The following is a 14,339-nucleotide window of genomic DNA, read 5'->3' as shown; positions in this document are numbered from 1 at the left end:
GCTACTGCCTTGAGACACGCGCCGGCGCTATTGGAAAAGGGTCTGACAGGCTTCGCCGGCGTTTCTCGCCAGCGCGAGAATGGTAAGGTAATCGCCAGCCAGCGGTGAAGGCGCCCTGTTGATGTCGAGCACATCCGCCCGGCCTGCCTCTGTCGTCACGTAGGCACCTTGCCGCCCTGCCTTTTCGTTGAGTGCATAGAATATCCCATCGATGTAGGCCAGGAGGGGTCCGGACAGGCCGATGCAAAAGAGCTGTGTCTCCCTTACCTGCGGATAGCGCTCCTCCATCCGAAGGGCCGCTGCTTCGCCGATCTCCGACTCCGTGACATCGGTGAACCTTTCGAAGCGTCCATTGGCATAGGGAAAGCCAAAGCTTTCCACCTCCACAGCTCCAGCGCTGGCAGCGCCACCGGCGAGAAACAGACAAGCCGCCAGGGTGACGCCGGCACGCGTTCTGTTCATTTGCACTCCTAATCGACCCGGCATGCGGCCACGCTTACACATCAGGGTGGAAGTAGTGGTCGTGCCGCCCATTATCAATGGAGCCCAGTCTGCACGCGTCCGCAGGACACCAAGCCGACAGCGGGCCAAAGCTTTTCAACCGCCGGCGCTCTGCGCCTTGCTAAACATTGCTGGACATCGTTGGAGTGTCCGACCTGGGAGATAGGTGACATTTCGTACCGGAGACATGGGTAACACTTTTCGACTTTGTCGGGAGGTGTCGATGCCGTGGAGAGAGACTTCGGTCATGGAGGAACGTCTACGATTTGTCGCCCGGCTGCTTGAGGGCGAAGGCATGAGCGAGGTGTGCCGAGCGTTCGGCATCTCGCGCAAGACCGGCTACAAGATCTTCAACCGCTACAAGGATGATGGCCTAGAAGCGCTGACCGATCGATCCCGACGGCCGGTGCGCTATGCCAACCAGTTGCCGGATACGGTTGAGGCGATGATTGTTCGCCTCAAGAAGGAGAAGCCTTACTGGGGTGCCAGGAAGATCAGGGAACTGCTCGTCAAACGGCTGGCCGGCGATGTGCGCATTCCGGCAAAGAGCACCGTACACGCCGTACTCGATCGTCATGGCCTTGTGAGCCAGGCCCGCAAGAGGAACCGGGCGAACAAGGCCGTCGGCACGCAGCTATCGGCAGCACCTGGTCCCAACGATCTCTGGTGCGCCGACTTCAAGGGCGAGTTCAAGCTGGGCAACGGCCAATACTGTTACCCCTTGACGATCACCGACCAGCTCTCGCGCTATCTTCTGTGTTGCGAGGCCTTCGAATCGACGCGCGAACAGGGTGTCTTCGAGGCCTTTCGGCGGGTTTTTGCCGAGCGGGGCCTACCGGCCGCGATCCGCTCCGACAACGGCCTGCCCTTCGCCAGTCCCAACGGGCTCTACAATCTGTCAAAGCTCTCGGTCTGGTGGCTCAGGCTCGGCATCGCCCTCGAGCGCATCCGTCCCGGCCACCCGCAGGAGAACGGCCGCCACGAGCGCATGCACCTGACGCTCAAGAAGGAAGCGACGAGGCCGCCGGGCCGCAATATCCTGCAGCAGCAGATGCGTTTCGACGGTTTCGTCAGCGAATTCAATGAAGAACGGCCGCATGAGGCGCTGTCTATGAAGGTACCGGCAGAGCTCTACACCACATCGCCCAGACTCTATCAGGGCCTGCCGGACATCGACTATCCCTTCCACGATCGCGACGCCATCGTCACCAACTGCGGGCGGCTTTGCATCCATCGCAAGAAGATCAATATCTCGACGGTGCTGGCCGGACAGAGGCTCGGGCTCAAGGAAGTCGACGACGGCATTTGGCTCGTCAGCTTCATGCACTATGATCTCGGATATATCGACCTGGAGCAGAGAACATTGCAAACCATCGACAACCCGTTCGGCACGAGGTTGTCACCCATGTCTTAGGGACAAACCGTTACCTATGTCTCCGGGTCGGACAGAGAGCTAGCTGGAGCGGGTGAAGGGAATCGAACCCTCGTCGTCAGCTTGGGAAGCTGCTGCTCTACCATTGAGCTACACCCGCGACGGGGGCAGAGTTCGCCCAGTTCGCGGCGTCTGTCAAGCGGGGATCGCAGGCGTATGGGTCAACCGATCCGGAAGTGCTTGGACAGCTTCAGACCCTGCGCCTGGTAATTGGAGCCAAGGCCGAGGCCATAGAGGGCACCGGGCCGTTCCAGCATGTGCTCGTAGACGAGGCGGCCGACGATCTGGCCGTCTTCCAGAATGAACGGCACCTCGTGGCTGCGCACTTCCAGAACGGCGCGGCTGCCGCGGCCGCCCGCCTCGGCATGCCCGAAGCCGGGGTCGAAGAAGCCCGCATAATGGACGCGGAATTCGCCCACCAGCGGATCGAAAGGCGTCATCTCCGCGGCGTAAAGCGGCGGCACGTGGACCGCTTCCCGAGACACGAGGATGTAGAATTCGTCGGGATCGAGAATGAGTTCGTGGCGGCCGCGGCTGTAGAGAGGCTCCCAGAAGTCGAAGATGTCGTGCTGGGCCTTCTTGTCGACGTCGACCACGGCAGTGTGGTGCTTGCCGCGGTAGCCGATCAGTCCTTCCTTGTCGCCGGTGAGGTCGATCGACAGCGCAATGCCGCCTCCGCTGATATTGGGCTCGCGGGCTGCCACCAGCGTTTCGGCGCCATGCAATTGCAGAAGCTCCGGCTCGTTCAGCAGCGCATTGCCGATGCGGAAGCGGATCTGCGACAGGCGCGAGCCGCGACGGACGACGATCGGGAAAGTGCGCGGGCTGATTTCCAGATAGAGCGGGCCGGAATAGCCGGCAGGAATCTTGTCGAACTCCTGGGCGTAGTCGGTGATGACGCGGGTGAAGATGTCGAGGCGACCGGTGGAACTTTTCGGATTGGCCGAGGCCGACATTTCTGCCGGCAGGTCCAGTCGTTCCATCAGCGGCACGATATAGACGCAGCCAGTTTCCAGGACCGCCCCTTCCGAAAGGTCGACCACATGCAGCTTCAGCCGGTCGAGCTTGTCGGCAACCCGGCTGTTCGGGCCGGGCATGAAGCTTGCGCGGACGCGGAAGGCCTTGGTGCCGAGGCGCAGATCGAGGCTTGCGGGCTGGATCTGGTCGCTGTCCAGCGCCTTCTCGGATGTGAGGCGCCCGCTGTCAAACAGCGCTGCGATGGCCCGATCGGCCAGGATCCCGGTGGTTCTTTTCATCGTCGTTCTTTCCCGTCCTGCCGGACAAAACCAAATGCCTGCCATTGACGCAAGCGAGGAGCGGCGCTATGGCAGCTTTATCCCGTGGTGATTTGGCCGGTCGGCTTGCAGCCACGTTAAACAAGTGGCTAAAAAGACCGGGGCGAAACCGGTCTGCTGACGCGACCGGTTTTTTTGTGTCTGAAAGGTGCAAGCGCATGACCACGAAATGGCGCCCCGCAACCCAGCTCGTCCATGGCGGAACGATCCGCTCCCAGTATGGCGAGACCTCCGAGGCCATCTACCTGACGCAGGGCTTCGTCTACGAGACGGCGGAGGCGGCCGAGGCACGCTTCAAGGGCGAGAGCGAAGGCTATATCTACGCCCGCTACGGCAGCCCGACCAACGACATGTTCGAGAAGCGCATGTGCCTGCTGGAAGGTGCGGAGGATGCGCGCGCCATGGCCTCGGGCATGGCCGCAGTCGCAGCAGCGATCCTTTGTCAGGTCAAGGCGGGCGACCATATCGTTGCTGCGCGCGCCCTGTTCGGCTCCTGCCGCTGGGTGGTGGAGACGCTGGCGCCGAAATACGGCGTGGAGTGTACGCTGGTGGACGGTCGCGATCTCGCCAACTGGGAAAAGGCGGCCCGGAAGAACACCAAGGTCTTCTTCCTCGAAAGCCCAACCAATCCGACACTCGAAGTGATCGACATCGCCGGCGTTGCGAAGCTCGCAGACCAGGTCGGCGCCAAGGTGGTGGTGGACAATGTGTTTGCCACACCGCTCTTCCAGAAGCCGCTGGAGCTCGGTGCCCATGTCGTCGTCTATTCCGCCACAAAGCACATCGACGGACAGGGCCGCTGCCTCGGCGGCGTCGTCCTTTCCGATAGTGAATGGATCAAGGAAAGCCTGCAGGATTACTTCCGCCACACTGGTCCTGCCATGTCGCCCTTCAATGCCTGGACGCTCCTGAAGGGGATCGAGACCCTTCCGCTTCGGGTGCGCCAGCAGACGGAAAATGCCGGACGGATCGCCGACCTCCTGGCAAACCATCCGAAGGTCGCAAGGGTCATCTATCCGGGTCGCGCGGACCATCCGCAGGCCGACATCATCGCCAAGCAGATGACCGGCGGCTCGACGCTCGTCTGCCTCGAACTCAAGGGCGGCAAGGCCGCAGCCTTCGGACTGCAGAATGCCCTGGAGGTGGTGAAGATATCCAACAATCTGGGCGACGCCAAAAGCCTCATCACCCATCCGGGGACGACGACGCACAAGAATTTGACGGACGAGGCGCGCGCCGAACTCGGCATCTCGCCGGGAACGCTCAGGCTATCGGCGGGGATAGAGGATACTGACGACCTGCTCGAAGATTTCGCACGGGCTCTCGACAAGCTGCCGGGTTGACCAAGGCTGCCGCCGGGCGCGTTGCAGGTTCCGCCTGTCGGCGCGCCGGTTATCCTTAACCGGCGAAAGTTCGCGCAAGAGGCCACCGAACTCCCCTCCAAACCGCCGGGTTTCTTGACGTTCCCGCGGAGCTGCAGCATATCGGATGGGATGTGGTAGAAGGTGTCGCGCATGTACCGCGCCAGGACATGTGACATAGAGGTCGTCGTCGAGCCCTATTATCTGGAGGAGCAATCCAGTCCGGAGGATAGCCGTTATGTCTGGGCTTACCACATCGTCATCGAGAACCATTCGGACCAGGCGGTGCGGCTGACGCATCGCTACTGGCACATCACTGACCAGAACGGCCTTGTCGACGAGGTCGAAGGTCCCGGAGTGGTGGGCGAGCAGCCACGGCTCCTGCCAGGCGATTCCTACGAATATTCCTCCGGCTGCCCGCTCGACACGCCCTCCGGCATCATGTTCGGTCATTACCGGATGGAAGACGACCAGGGGAAGGCATTCAACGTCGAAATCCCGGCGTTCTCGCTGGATTCACCGGGACTTCTGAGGGTGCTGAACTGAGACGAAGGCTGGCTGTCAGGCCGCGGTGAACTCTTCCGGCGAGAAGCGGTATGTGGTCGAGCAGAACTCACAGGTGACGGCAATCTCGCCGTCCTGCTCGCTCGCCTCGATCTCCTCGGCGCTGAAGCTGTCCAGAATGCCCTTGAGCCTCTCGCGCGAACAGCTGCAGCGATCGAGGACCGACTGGGGCTTGTAGACCCTCACGCCCCGCTCGTGAAACAGACGGAACAGCAGACGTTCGATCGGCACCTGCGGATCGGTCAGTTCGTCCGTATCGATCGTCTCGACCATGACGCGAGCCTCGGACCATGCATCGTCCTCGCTGTGGTCATGCTCGCGCTCGTCGCCATCGCCACCATGGAGATCGGGCTGGCGCATGCGCTCGGGCGCCTGTGGCAGGAACTGCGCCACCAGTCCGCCCGCCCGCCAGTTGTGGCGCGGCTTGCCGGCCTCATCCCGATCCAGTAGTTCGGCCACACCCAACCTCACCTTGGTGGGGATCTGCTCCGACTGGCGGAAATAGACGCCGGCGATCTCCTCGAGCGACGAGCCGTCGAGCGGGACGATGCCCTGGTAGGGCTGCATGCCACGGCCGTGGTCTATCGTGAAGGCAAGGACGCCGGCGCCCAGCAGTTCCGGCGGCGACGTCTTGCCGTCTGCAACTGCCGCGGCAAGTGCGTCCTCGTCATACCTCGCATAGGCGCGAAGGCTGTCGGGCGTCGTGAAATCGGCAACCAGAAGATCGACGGGTCCGTCTCCCTTCGTCTGAACGGTGAACTTGCCGTCGAACTTGAGGGATGTCCCCAGAAGCGCCGTCAGCACGATCGCCTCCGCCAGAAGGCGGGCCACAGGCGCGGGATATTCATGGCGCCCGAGGATCGCGTTCAGAAGCGGTCCAAGCTGGACCGCTCGGCCACGAACGTCCAATCCTTCCACCTGGAAGGGGACAACCCGGTCATCGCCGGCGAAGTTGAAATCACTCAGTTCAACAGTGGCTTCCGCCATGGTCTGCTCCCTGGCGCCTAACGGGCCAATTTATGCACGCGCGCCTGGGGACGGAACCGCCGGGGCGTGAAAGTTGTCGGCAATATCGTGGAATGCCCTTCCGTCACCGGGAAAGGCTCGATAGCCGACAGGTGGTATCGGGGCCGCCCGAAGTCAAGAACAGGCTCAAAGAGCGCCGAGACACCAGGCGAGAATGGACTTTTGGGCGTGCAACCGGTTCTCCGCCTCATCGAACACAACCGACTGAGGTCCATCGATGACCTCGTCGGTCACTTCCTCGCCGCGGTGGGCCGGAAGGCAATGCATGAAGAGCGCTTCCGGCTTGGCCCGCTTCATCAGCGCGCCGTTTACCTGGTAGGGCTGGAAGATGTTGTGACCGCGCGCCTTGTGCTCCTGGTTCATGGAAACCCAGGTGTCCGTCACGACGCAGTCCGCGCCGGAAACTGCCCGCTCTGCGTCATGGAAGAGCATGATGTCGCCGCCGTTGTTACGCGCCCAGTTCAGGAACTTGTCGGACGGCTCCGACCCCATCGGCACGGCCATGTTCATGCGGTAACCGAAGCGCGCAGCGCCCTCGACGAAGGAATGGAGTACATTGTTGCCATCGCCCGTCCAGGCGATCGTCTTTCCCTTCACCGGTCCGCGGTGCTCTTCGAAGGTCATGATGTCCGCCATGATCTGGCAGGGATGCGTGTCATCCGTCAGTGCATTGATGACTGGAACGGTCGCATGCTCGGCAAGCTCCAGAAGGCGCGAATGGTCGGTTGTACGGATCATGATCGCGTCGACGTAGCGGGAGAGGACCTTTGCGGTGTCGCCAATCGTTTCCGCGCGGCCGAGTTGCATCTCGGTACCCGAGAGAAAGAGCGTCTCCCCGCCCAGTTGGCGCATGCCGACGTCAAAGGACACGCGGGTACGCGTAGAAGGCTTCTCGAAGATCATCGCGAGCATCTTGCCGGCGAGCGGCTTGTCGGCCTTGCCGGCCTTGGTCGCCAACTTGCGCGTGAGCGCATCATCGAGGATCACCCGCAGGTCATCGGCGGCGACGGCTGAAAGATCGAGAAAATGCTTGGGTGATGCCATGTCTTCGATGAGGGCTTCGATGCCCCGCACTCCTTACGCTGATTTCTTCAAGCCCGACTGGTGCAGGCGCTCGGCGGCACGCTCGATGCGTGCAAGACCATCGCGAGCCTCCTCGGCGGTGACGATCAGAGGCGGCAGGAGCCGCAGCACGTTGTCGCCTGCAGGCACGGCGAGAATGTGCTCCTCACGCATGGCCATCAGTAGCTCGGTACTCGGCGCTTTTGCCTTGATGCCGAGCATCAGGCCCTCGCCGCGGATCTCGTCGATGACATCGGGGAACCGATCCTTCAGGCCCTCCAGCCCCTGCCGGAAGACCAGCGCGACGTCACGCACGTGGTCCAGGAAACCCTCGGCAAGCACAACGTCCAGAACGGCATTGCCTACTGCCATCGCCAGCGGGTTGCCGCCATAGGTGGTGCCGTGGGTGCCGGCCTTCATACCGCTTGCCGCCTCTTCCGTCGCAAGACAAGCGCCGAGCGGGAAACCACCGCCAATACCCTTCGCCACTGCCATGATGTCGGGCGCGATGCCGGACCACTCATGAGCGAACAACTTGCCGGTCCGACCGACGCCGGACTGTACCTCGTCAAGGATGAGAAGGAGACCGTGCTCATCACAGAGGTCCCGCAGGGAACGCATGAACTCCCGGGAGACGAGGCGCAGGCCGCCCTCGCCCTGCACCGGCTCGATCAGGATCGCAGCGGTGGCGTCGGTGATCGCAGCCTTCAGCGCGTCCAGATCGCCGAAAGGCACCTGATCGAAGCCGCTGACCTTGGGACCAAAACCTTCGAGGTACTTCGCCTGTCCGCCGGCAGCGATCGTCGCCAGCGTTCGACCGTGGAAGGCACCTTCGAAGGTGATGATATGGAACCGCTCCGGATGCCCCTTGCTGAACTGGTAGCGTCGCGCCGTCTTGATCGCGCACTCGAGTGCCTCGGCGCCGGAGTTGGTAAAGAAGACCCTTTCTGCGAAGGTCGCTTCCGTCAGCCGGCGCGCCAGTTGCTCCTGACCAGGGATGTCATAGAGGTTCGACAGGTGCCACAGCTTGTCTGCCTGGGCCTTCAACGCCTCCACCAGATGCGGGTGGGCGTGGCCGAGGGAATTGACTGCGATCCCTGCGGCAAAATCGAGATAGCGCTCACCACTCTCCGTCACCAGCCAGACACCCTCGCCGCGCGCAAAGCGCAGTGGAGCACGGTTATAGGTTTCGAACAGCGCGGCCTCGGCCATGGGGAGCGGCTCCTCTAGGAGATGCAAGGGGCGTGGCCCCGATCAATCAAAAATGCCGCCCTGTCGGGCGGCGCCGGCACTATCGGCATTTCGCCCCGATATGTCAACAAAAGCCCCCTTTCCTGCAACCTTCGCGGCTGTGACAAAAATGACTCGCTTGAAAAGCAAGTTGGGGAAAACCCGGAAATCGATTCGTGCCGATTCCGCTGACTCTTGCCACGGAGTCACCGGCCCAGTAGTTTACCAATCAACAACTAGACTGCATGCGGCGGAACTAGTCACCTAACAAGCTATATCTAGTAGCTGGCGCGAATTGTCGTTCGCGCCAAGGGCGGGGGATTCTGCATGCCGGACACGTTCAAATGCGGAGAACGGGCATGAACTGGACAGACGAGCGCGTCGAAAAGCTGAAGAGACTGTGGGCGGAGGGCCTGAGCGCCAGCCAGATCGCGGCCCAATTGGGCGGGGTCAGCCGGAATGCGGTCATCGGCAAGGTTCACCGGCTGAACCTTCCCGGACGCGCCAAGGCAGGCGGATCGACCGGTGCTAACCGCTCGGCCAAACGCCCAGCGGCGCCGGCCCGTCCAGCCAACTATCCGGCACGCGTTGCAACCCGGCCCACAGCCCGGACGGTCGGCGCGACGGCTTTGAAGGATGACGTCGAGGTTGCCCTGCCCGAGCTGTCCTATGTTCCTTCCAACGACGTGGTGGTGCCGATCTCGCGCAAGCTTGCACTGACGGATCTGACCGAACGCACCTGCAAGTGGCCGATGGGAGACCCGCTGAAGGACGACTTCCACTTCTGCGGCGTCGACGCCTCGGAAGCCTCTCCCTATTGCGGCTATCATGCCCGCCTTGCCTATCAGCCGGTGGCAGACCGGCGGAAGGCTGCAGCACGGGCCTGACCCAAAAATGCCGATGGTGGAAAGCGGGCCTTGATGGCCCGCTTTTTCGTTGCGCCATGCCAGATCAGGATCTCGCCGCCCACCGCACGATTTCTGGTTCAGAAGCGGACGGTGAACTGGCTGCCCTTGCCCATCTCGGACGTGACCACCAGCCTTGCCCGATGGCGGGTAAGGATGTGCTTCACGATTGCCAGCCCGAGACCGGTTCCCTTCTTGGAGCGGCTATCGGCAACGCTGACGCGGTAGAAACGCTCCGTCAGACGAGGGACGTGCTCCGAAGGAATGCCGGGGCCGTGATCGACAACGCTGACCTCGACGGGCCCGGCTTCCGGAGACTTCAGGAAGACATCGACGGTCTTGCCGTCCTGGCCGTACTTGCAGGCATTCTCCACCAGGTTCTCGAACACCTGCACCAGTTCGTCGCGGTCACCGGTCACTTCGACCGCACGTTCCGGCAGATGAAGGTTGATCTCCACATGGAGTTCTTCTGCCAGAGGCGAGAGTGCATCGCGGACATGGGAAAGCAGGGGCACGAGGTCCACCTTGCCCTCCGGCGCCACATTCGACCTCAACTCGAGCCTGGAAAGGGAAAGAAGGTCATCGATCAGCCGGCTCATACGCGTCGACTGGTCCAGCATGATCGACAGGAACCGCTCCTGGGCCTTTGGATCCGACTTGGCCGCCCCCTGCAGGGTTTCGATGAAACCACGCAACGACGCAAGCGGTGTGCGCAGTTCGTGGCTCGCATTGGCGACGAAGTCGCTGCGCATTCGGTCGAGCCGATGCAGTTCGGACACATCCCGAAACGAGAGCAGGTACAGCCGGTCCCGCTGGTCCCGCCCGGGCAGTTCAACCGGCGCGATCCGGACGACGTAGACCTGTTGCGAGGGCAGACGCTCGACATGCTCGAGCTGGTTCGGCCTGCCGGTGGCCAGTGTCTCCCGGATGATGTCCAGCACCGCGGGGGAGCGCAGCCGTCCGGCTACATGAGCGCCAAGCGGCAGCGAGCCCAAGAGGCGGTCGGCCCCGGCATTTTGGGATAGCACGTTGGCCTCCCCGTCTAGCAGGAGGGTGGGTATGTCGAGCGCATTGAGCGAGGCAGAGATGACCTCTACGACATCGTGCGGCGCCTGCTCCTCTGCGGTCGCCGGTCGCTCTGGCGCTGGCTCGGGTTTATGATCGGCGACCAGGACGAGGCCGGTGAGCACGAACCAGGCAAGGCCCGCCTGCCAGACCGGTACGCCTGCGAAGACGCTCAATGCCCCGGCGAGCGACAGGGCAAGCAGCAGCAGCCAGGAGCCGCCGAACCACTTGTTCAACCCGGTCCCCCACTGCGAACCCATGCGCGACTCACCTCCCGATCCAGATTTTTCGGCTCTTAGACCGATCTGATGACAGATATACATCGACGCCCGGCGGATGAACGATAAATTACGAGGAAGCGTCCCGTCGTTTTGCCGGCGTTGTCTAACGAGAGGAGAAGAGATTGAGCAGCTCAAAACAGGACCGTTCGGTTGACATCGAGATCGGCGGGCGTCGGCGCGTCTTCGATATCGACGATCCGAAGCTGCCGGACTGGATCGACAAGAACGCGCTCGGTTCAGAGGGCTATTCCTATGACGACAAGATGGATAAGCGCGACTACGCCGATACGCTGGAGCGACTGCAGATCGAACTGGTCAAGCTGCAGTTCTGGCTGAACGCCAGCGGCAAGCGGGTGATCTCCGTATTCGAGGGCCGTGACGCCGCCGGCAAGGGCGGCACGATCTTCTCCATACGCGCTTACCTCAATCCGCGCTCGGCGCGGATTGTGGCGCTGCCGAAGCCGACGGAAACGGAGGCAGGCCAATGGTATTTCCAACGCTATGTCACTCACTTCCCGACCGCTGGCGAAATCGTGCTCTTCGACCGCTCCTGGTATAACCGCGGCGTGGTGGAGCCGGTCATGGGCTTCTGCACCGCTGAACAATGCAAGAAGTTCCTCCACGAAGTGCCGCGGTTCGAGGAACTCATCGTCGATGAGGGCATCCACTTCTTCAAGTTCTGGCTGAACATCGGCCAGGAGATGCAGTTGAAACGCTTTCACGACCGGCGCCACGATCCGCTGAAGATCTGGAAGCTCTCGCCGATGGATATCGCCGCACTGACGAAGTGGGACGAATTCACCGATGCGCGCGACCGCATGCTGAAGAAGACGCACACGAAGCATGCACCGTGGACGGTGGTGAAGGCGAACGACAAGCGGCGGGCTCGGATCAACGTGATCCGACAGATTCTGCTATCGATCGACTACGAGGGTCGGGACGAGAAGGCGATCGGCGAGATCGATCACAACATCCTCGGCGAAGGTCCCGAGTTCCTGGGCTGAGGCTACTGCCCCGGAAGCACCCGAACCGAATGCAGAAGGATCGCCGCCTCCGCGCCCTCGAGTCCGGTATTGACCACCAGCCTACCGGGGGCGTTCGGAGCGATCGAGCGTTCGAAGGTCACGCGCAGCAGCACGTCCGCCCGCTCCTGCCGCGCCGTGAAGCGATGGCGGGGACAGGCGCCGAGGCTTCCGAAGTCGCAACGGACCGAGAATTGAACCGACGTTTCCGCTGCCGACTGCACGGTCAAGGCGATCGTGGAAGACTTGCCCGCCAGCTCCTGCAGGATTTCCGCAGGCACGGGAATGGAAACATCGCCTTCGGAGGTAGGCGCGCCGGACATCACGCGCGCCGCAGTCGTGCCCTGGATGGCTACCGGCTCCAGCCGAGCGGCTGCACCACCTTCAAGCGTGTTCGTATCGCCGGAGAAAATCTCCGTCCAGTCTTCGGAGAAACCATTCTGGGGCCCTCGGTCTCCGAGGTCGGAAGACGGGTCGCCCGCCGTCCGTTCGGCAGCATCAAGAGCCTGCTGCAGCGACTGCTGGACAAGGCCGGACGAATAGGCCCACCAGGCCGCAAGACCAACCAGGATAAAGAAGACGAGCCATGCAAGGAGCACGGACAGGAAACCGCGGCGCCGGCGCGGCTTTGCCGTGCGTTCGGGTCGGGTTTCGAGCAGGGTCTCGTCGCGTGGACGTTTCGGTTCGCGCGCTTCGCCTACGGGAAGCGGGGCCGCCTGCGGCTCCTGGGCGGCCTCGAAAGGAATATCCCGAGCGGCGCGTAGGGAATCGCGGCCAGAAGCACTGGCCACACCTGGCGCGCTTGAGATGTCCCGAGCGGCATCGCGCGTCGCCCCACCCAGAAGGGGCGCGTCATCCTGCGGCCGGGACGCAGTGGAACGCGACGCGTCCCGCGAAACACCCGAAGAGACCGGTGGGGCAATCGGGTGGGCAGCTGGAGACACTGCAGGTGAGGTCGCGGCAGGCGCCTCCGCCGGTGCTACCCGAGGCGCAGCGGGTGGTGTCGCAGCAGCCGGGGTCGACGCGGCAGCTGCGACGGCCTTCCGCTCCTCGAACTCGATCTCCCGTATCTTCTGTTCGAGCCGCTGGTGCTGCGCCAAAACCACCTGCTCATCGGAAACGCCCTGCTTCTTCAGGCCGGCATCCAAGGCCTGCCGCGCGGACTGATAGATGCGGGCCCGGACATCGGGATTGGTGCGCTCGGACTTTTCCAACGCGTTTCTGATCGCTGTTTCCAAACCGCTCAATGCCAATCCAGCCCTGTCATCGCCTCGCGCCCGGCGCCTGCCTTTACGTTTCGGTAATCTTTCCGCTCGCGAACTGCAAGCACCGGCATTCTGTCGAATCTGCGGCCGGCTCTCTCAACTGCACTCCCATGACCCTTTTCGAACGCGTCCGCCTCTGCTAGGGAAGCTTACGTTTGCGTAAACGTAAGCCGAGGAGGATATGATGCTGCCGCCCATCCTGAAGGACAAACTGCGCCTGCCGGTTGTCGCCTCTCCGCTCTTCATCATCTCGCATCCGGCGCTGACGCTGGCCCAATGCAAGGCCGGGGTGGTGGGCGCTTTTCCGGCACTCAATGCGCGGCCGGAGAGCCAGCTCGACGAATGGCTGGCAATGATCACGGAAGAGCTTGCCGCGCATGACGCCGCCAATCCCGACAAACCGGCCGCCCCCTTCGCCGTCAACCAGATCGTGCACACCTCCAACAAGCGGCTGGAGCACGACCTGATGATGTGCGTGAAGTACAAGGTGCCGATCGTCGTCTCCTCGCTCGGCGCCGTCCCCGAGGTCAATGCCGCCGTTCATGCTTATGGGGGCATCGTGCTGCACGACGTGATCAACAACCGGCACGCCAACTCGGCGATCCGCAAGGGGGCCGACGGGCTGATCGCGGTGGCTGCCGGCGCGGGCGGCCATGCCGGCACGCTGTCACCCTTCGCACTGGTGCAGGAGATCCGTGAATGGTTCGATGGCCCGCTGCTGCTTGCCGGGGCCATCGGCACGGGCGGCGGGATTCTGGCCGCTCAGGCCATGGGTGCCGACATGGCCTATATCGGCACGCCCTTCATCGCGACCGAGGAGGCGCGCGCGTCAGATGCCTACAAGCAGATGATCGCCCAGTCCCAGGCTGCCGACATCGTCTACTCGAACTATTTCACCGGGATCCACGGCAACTACCTGAAGGGCTCGATCCTTGCTTCAGGCATGGATCCGGAGAATCTGCCCGTCGCCGATCCCTCCAAGATGGATTTTGACAAGGCGACCACCGGCGCGAGGGCCTGGAAGGACATTTGGGGCGCGGGCCAGGGGGTCGGGTCCGTCAAGGCTGTCGTTCCGGTGGCGGAATTGGTCGACAGGCTGGAACGGGAATATCGCGCCGCACGGGAGGGGTTGTGCGGTTGAGACCGACAGCGCCCATCCGGTAAAATTCCATTGCGGAAAATTCCCGGCTTGAAATCGGCGTTCTTTGCCTGTATCAGCCGCATCACATCGCAGCCGGCCCGCCGGCTGTCATGCCGCTTTAGCTCAGTCGGTAGAGCACATCATTCGTAATGATGGGGTCACGTGTTCGAGTCACGTAAGCGGCACCAT

The 14,339-nt window shown here is 62.6% G+C and carries 13 protein-coding genes, 2 tRNA genes and 1 riboswitch; of the genes, 7 read left to right on the top strand and 8 right to left on the bottom strand.

The genetic code is table 11. From position 1 onward, the window contains the following. Positions 1-27: 27 nt before the first annotated feature. Positions 28-462: a hypothetical protein gene (locus tag NT26_RS00440; protein WP_052636744.1), complete on the bottom strand. Its 435-nt coding sequence runs from the start codon at positions 460-462 to the stop codon at positions 28-30. A 262-nt stretch (positions 463-724) separates the two neighbouring features. On the opposite strand from NT26_RS00440, the gene NT26_RS00435 reads away from it, so the two are divergent. Further along, entirely contained in the window at positions 725-1,915 is a 1,191-nt protein-coding gene (locus NT26_RS00435) for an IS481 family transposase (RefSeq protein ID WP_052636742.1), read from the top strand. Positions 1,916-1,959: 44 nt separating this feature from the next. Here the strand turns inward: NT26_RS00435 and NT26_RS00430 are convergent. Both NT26_RS00430 and NT26_RS00425 read right to left on the bottom strand, forming a co-directional pair. Then, a tRNA-Gly gene (locus NT26_RS00430) sits at positions 1,960-2,033 on the bottom strand. Between the two features lie 61 nt (positions 2,034-2,094). Next, positions 2,095-3,189: a 2'-deoxycytidine 5'-triphosphate deaminase gene (locus tag NT26_RS00425; protein WP_052636739.1), complete on the bottom strand. Its 1,095-nt coding sequence runs from the start codon at positions 3,187-3,189 to the stop codon at positions 2,095-2,097. A 74-nt stretch (positions 3,190-3,263) separates the two neighbouring features. Next, positions 3,264-3,342: riboswitch (SAM riboswitch) on the top strand. 44 nt (positions 3,343-3,386) lie between these two features. On the opposite strand from NT26_RS00425, the gene NT26_RS00420 reads away from it, so the two are divergent. Together NT26_RS00420 and apaG are read left to right on the top strand one after the other, a co-directional pair. After that, positions 3,387-4,571: an O-succinylhomoserine sulfhydrylase gene (locus NT26_RS00420; RefSeq protein WP_052636737.1), complete on the top strand. Its 1,185-nt coding sequence runs from the start codon at positions 3,387-3,389 to the stop codon at positions 4,569-4,571. A gap of 171 nt (positions 4,572-4,742) precedes the next feature. Continuing rightward, positions 4,743-5,135 carry a Co2+/Mg2+ efflux protein ApaG gene (gene apaG, locus NT26_RS00415; RefSeq protein WP_052636735.1) on the top strand — a complete coding sequence of 131 codons (393 nt, stop codon included), beginning with the start codon at positions 4,743-4,745 and terminating at the stop codon, positions 5,133-5,135. A gap of 15 nt (positions 5,136-5,150) precedes the next feature. Here the strand turns inward: apaG and NT26_RS00410 are convergent, their stop codons facing one another. The 3 genes from NT26_RS00410 to NT26_RS00400 form a co-directional block, all read right to left on the bottom strand. Further along, positions 5,151-6,140 (bottom strand): Hsp33 family molecular chaperone, encoded by a 990-nt coding sequence (locus NT26_RS00410; RefSeq protein WP_052636733.1) that lies wholly within the window; start codon positions 6,138-6,140, stop codon positions 5,151-5,153. A 165-nt stretch (positions 6,141-6,305) separates the two neighbouring features. Continuing rightward, entirely contained in the window at positions 6,306-7,223 is a 918-nt protein-coding gene (argF, locus tag NT26_RS00405; protein ID WP_052641614.1) for an ornithine carbamoyltransferase, read from the bottom strand. Positions 7,224-7,256: 33 nt separating this feature from the next. Beyond that, positions 7,257-8,453, bottom strand: coding sequence for an aspartate aminotransferase family protein (locus NT26_RS00400; RefSeq protein ID WP_052636731.1), 1,197 nt, complete (start codon positions 8,451-8,453; stop codon positions 7,257-7,259). A gap of 377 nt (positions 8,454-8,830) precedes the next feature. Here NT26_RS00400 and NT26_RS00395 point away from each other — a divergent pair, with 377 nt between their 5' ends. Beyond that, positions 8,831-9,358, top strand: coding sequence for a GcrA family cell cycle regulator (locus NT26_RS00395; RefSeq protein WP_052636729.1), 528 nt, complete (start codon positions 8,831-8,833; stop codon positions 9,356-9,358). 98 nt (positions 9,359-9,456) lie between these two features. On the opposite strand, the gene phoR is transcribed toward NT26_RS00395, so the two are convergent. Beyond that, entirely contained in the window at positions 9,457-10,701 is a 1,245-nt protein-coding gene (phoR, locus tag NT26_RS00390) for a phosphate regulon sensor histidine kinase PhoR (RefSeq protein ID WP_052636727.1), read from the bottom strand. 143 nt (positions 10,702-10,844) lie between these two features. Between phoR and ppk2 the strand changes: the two genes are divergently transcribed. Beyond that, complete coding sequence (gene ppk2, locus NT26_RS00385) at positions 10,845-11,726, top strand: polyphosphate kinase 2 (protein WP_052636725.1); 882 nt, start codon at positions 10,845-10,847, stop codon at positions 11,724-11,726. 2 nt (positions 11,727-11,728) lie between these two features. On the opposite strand, the gene NT26_RS23090 is transcribed toward ppk2, so the two are convergent. Further along, entirely contained in the window at positions 11,729-12,958 is a 1,230-nt protein-coding gene (locus NT26_RS23090) for a hypothetical protein (RefSeq protein ID WP_052636723.1), read from the bottom strand. A gap of 232 nt (positions 12,959-13,190) precedes the next feature. Between NT26_RS23090 and NT26_RS00375 the strand changes: the two genes are divergently transcribed. Both NT26_RS00375 and NT26_RS00370 read left to right on the top strand, forming a co-directional pair. Further along, a complete protein-coding gene (locus NT26_RS00375) occupies positions 13,191-14,150 on the top strand; it encodes an NAD(P)H-dependent flavin oxidoreductase (RefSeq protein WP_052636721.1) in 960 nt (319 codons plus the stop codon). Between the two features lie 112 nt (positions 14,151-14,262). After that, positions 14,263-14,338 (top strand) — tRNA-Thr (locus NT26_RS00370). Position 14,339: the final 1 nt, after the last annotated feature.

The organism is Pseudorhizobium banfieldiae, from assembly GCF_000967425.1.
Classification (GTDB): domain Bacteria; phylum Pseudomonadota; class Alphaproteobacteria; order Rhizobiales; family Rhizobiaceae; genus Neorhizobium; species Neorhizobium banfieldiae.
This window is presented reverse-complemented; position numbering and strand designations above follow the sequence as displayed.

Bases quoted from the DNA above. Each gene is read 5' to 3' on its own strand.
- NT26_RS00420 (WP_052636737.1), top strand. From the start codon at position 3,387: ATGACCACGAAATGGCGCCCCGCAACCCAGCTCGTCCATGGCGGAACG.
- NT26_RS00410 (WP_052636733.1), bottom strand. From the start codon at position 6,140: ATGGCGGAAGCCACTGTTGAACTGAGTGATTTCAACTTCGCCGGCGAT.
- argF (WP_052641614.1), bottom strand. From the start codon at position 7,223: ATGGCATCACCCAAGCATTTTCTCGATCTTTCAGCCGTCGCCGCCGAT.
- apaG (WP_052636735.1), top strand. From the start codon at position 4,743: ATGTACCGCGCCAGGACATGTGACATAGAGGTCGTCGTCGAGCCCTAT.
- NT26_RS00400 (WP_052636731.1), bottom strand. From the start codon at position 8,453: ATGGCCGAGGCCGCGCTGTTCGAAACCTATAACCGTGCTCCACTGCGC.
- NT26_RS00435 (WP_052636742.1), top strand. From the start codon at position 725: ATGCCGTGGAGAGAGACTTCGGTCATGGAGGAACGTCTACGATTTGTC.
- NT26_RS00440 (WP_052636744.1), bottom strand. From the start codon at position 462: ATGAACAGAACGCGTGCCGGCGTCACCCTGGCGGCTTGTCTGTTTCTC.
- phoR (WP_052636727.1), bottom strand. From the start codon at position 10,701: ATGGGTTCGCAGTGGGGGACCGGGTTGAACAAGTGGTTCGGCGGCTCC.
- NT26_RS00425 (WP_052636739.1), bottom strand. From the start codon at position 3,189: ATGAAAAGAACCACCGGGATCCTGGCCGATCGGGCCATCGCAGCGCTG.
- NT26_RS00395 (WP_052636729.1), top strand. From the start codon at position 8,831: ATGAACTGGACAGACGAGCGCGTCGAAAAGCTGAAGAGACTGTGGGCG.
- NT26_RS00375 (WP_052636721.1), top strand. From the start codon at position 13,191: ATGATGCTGCCGCCCATCCTGAAGGACAAACTGCGCCTGCCGGTTGTC.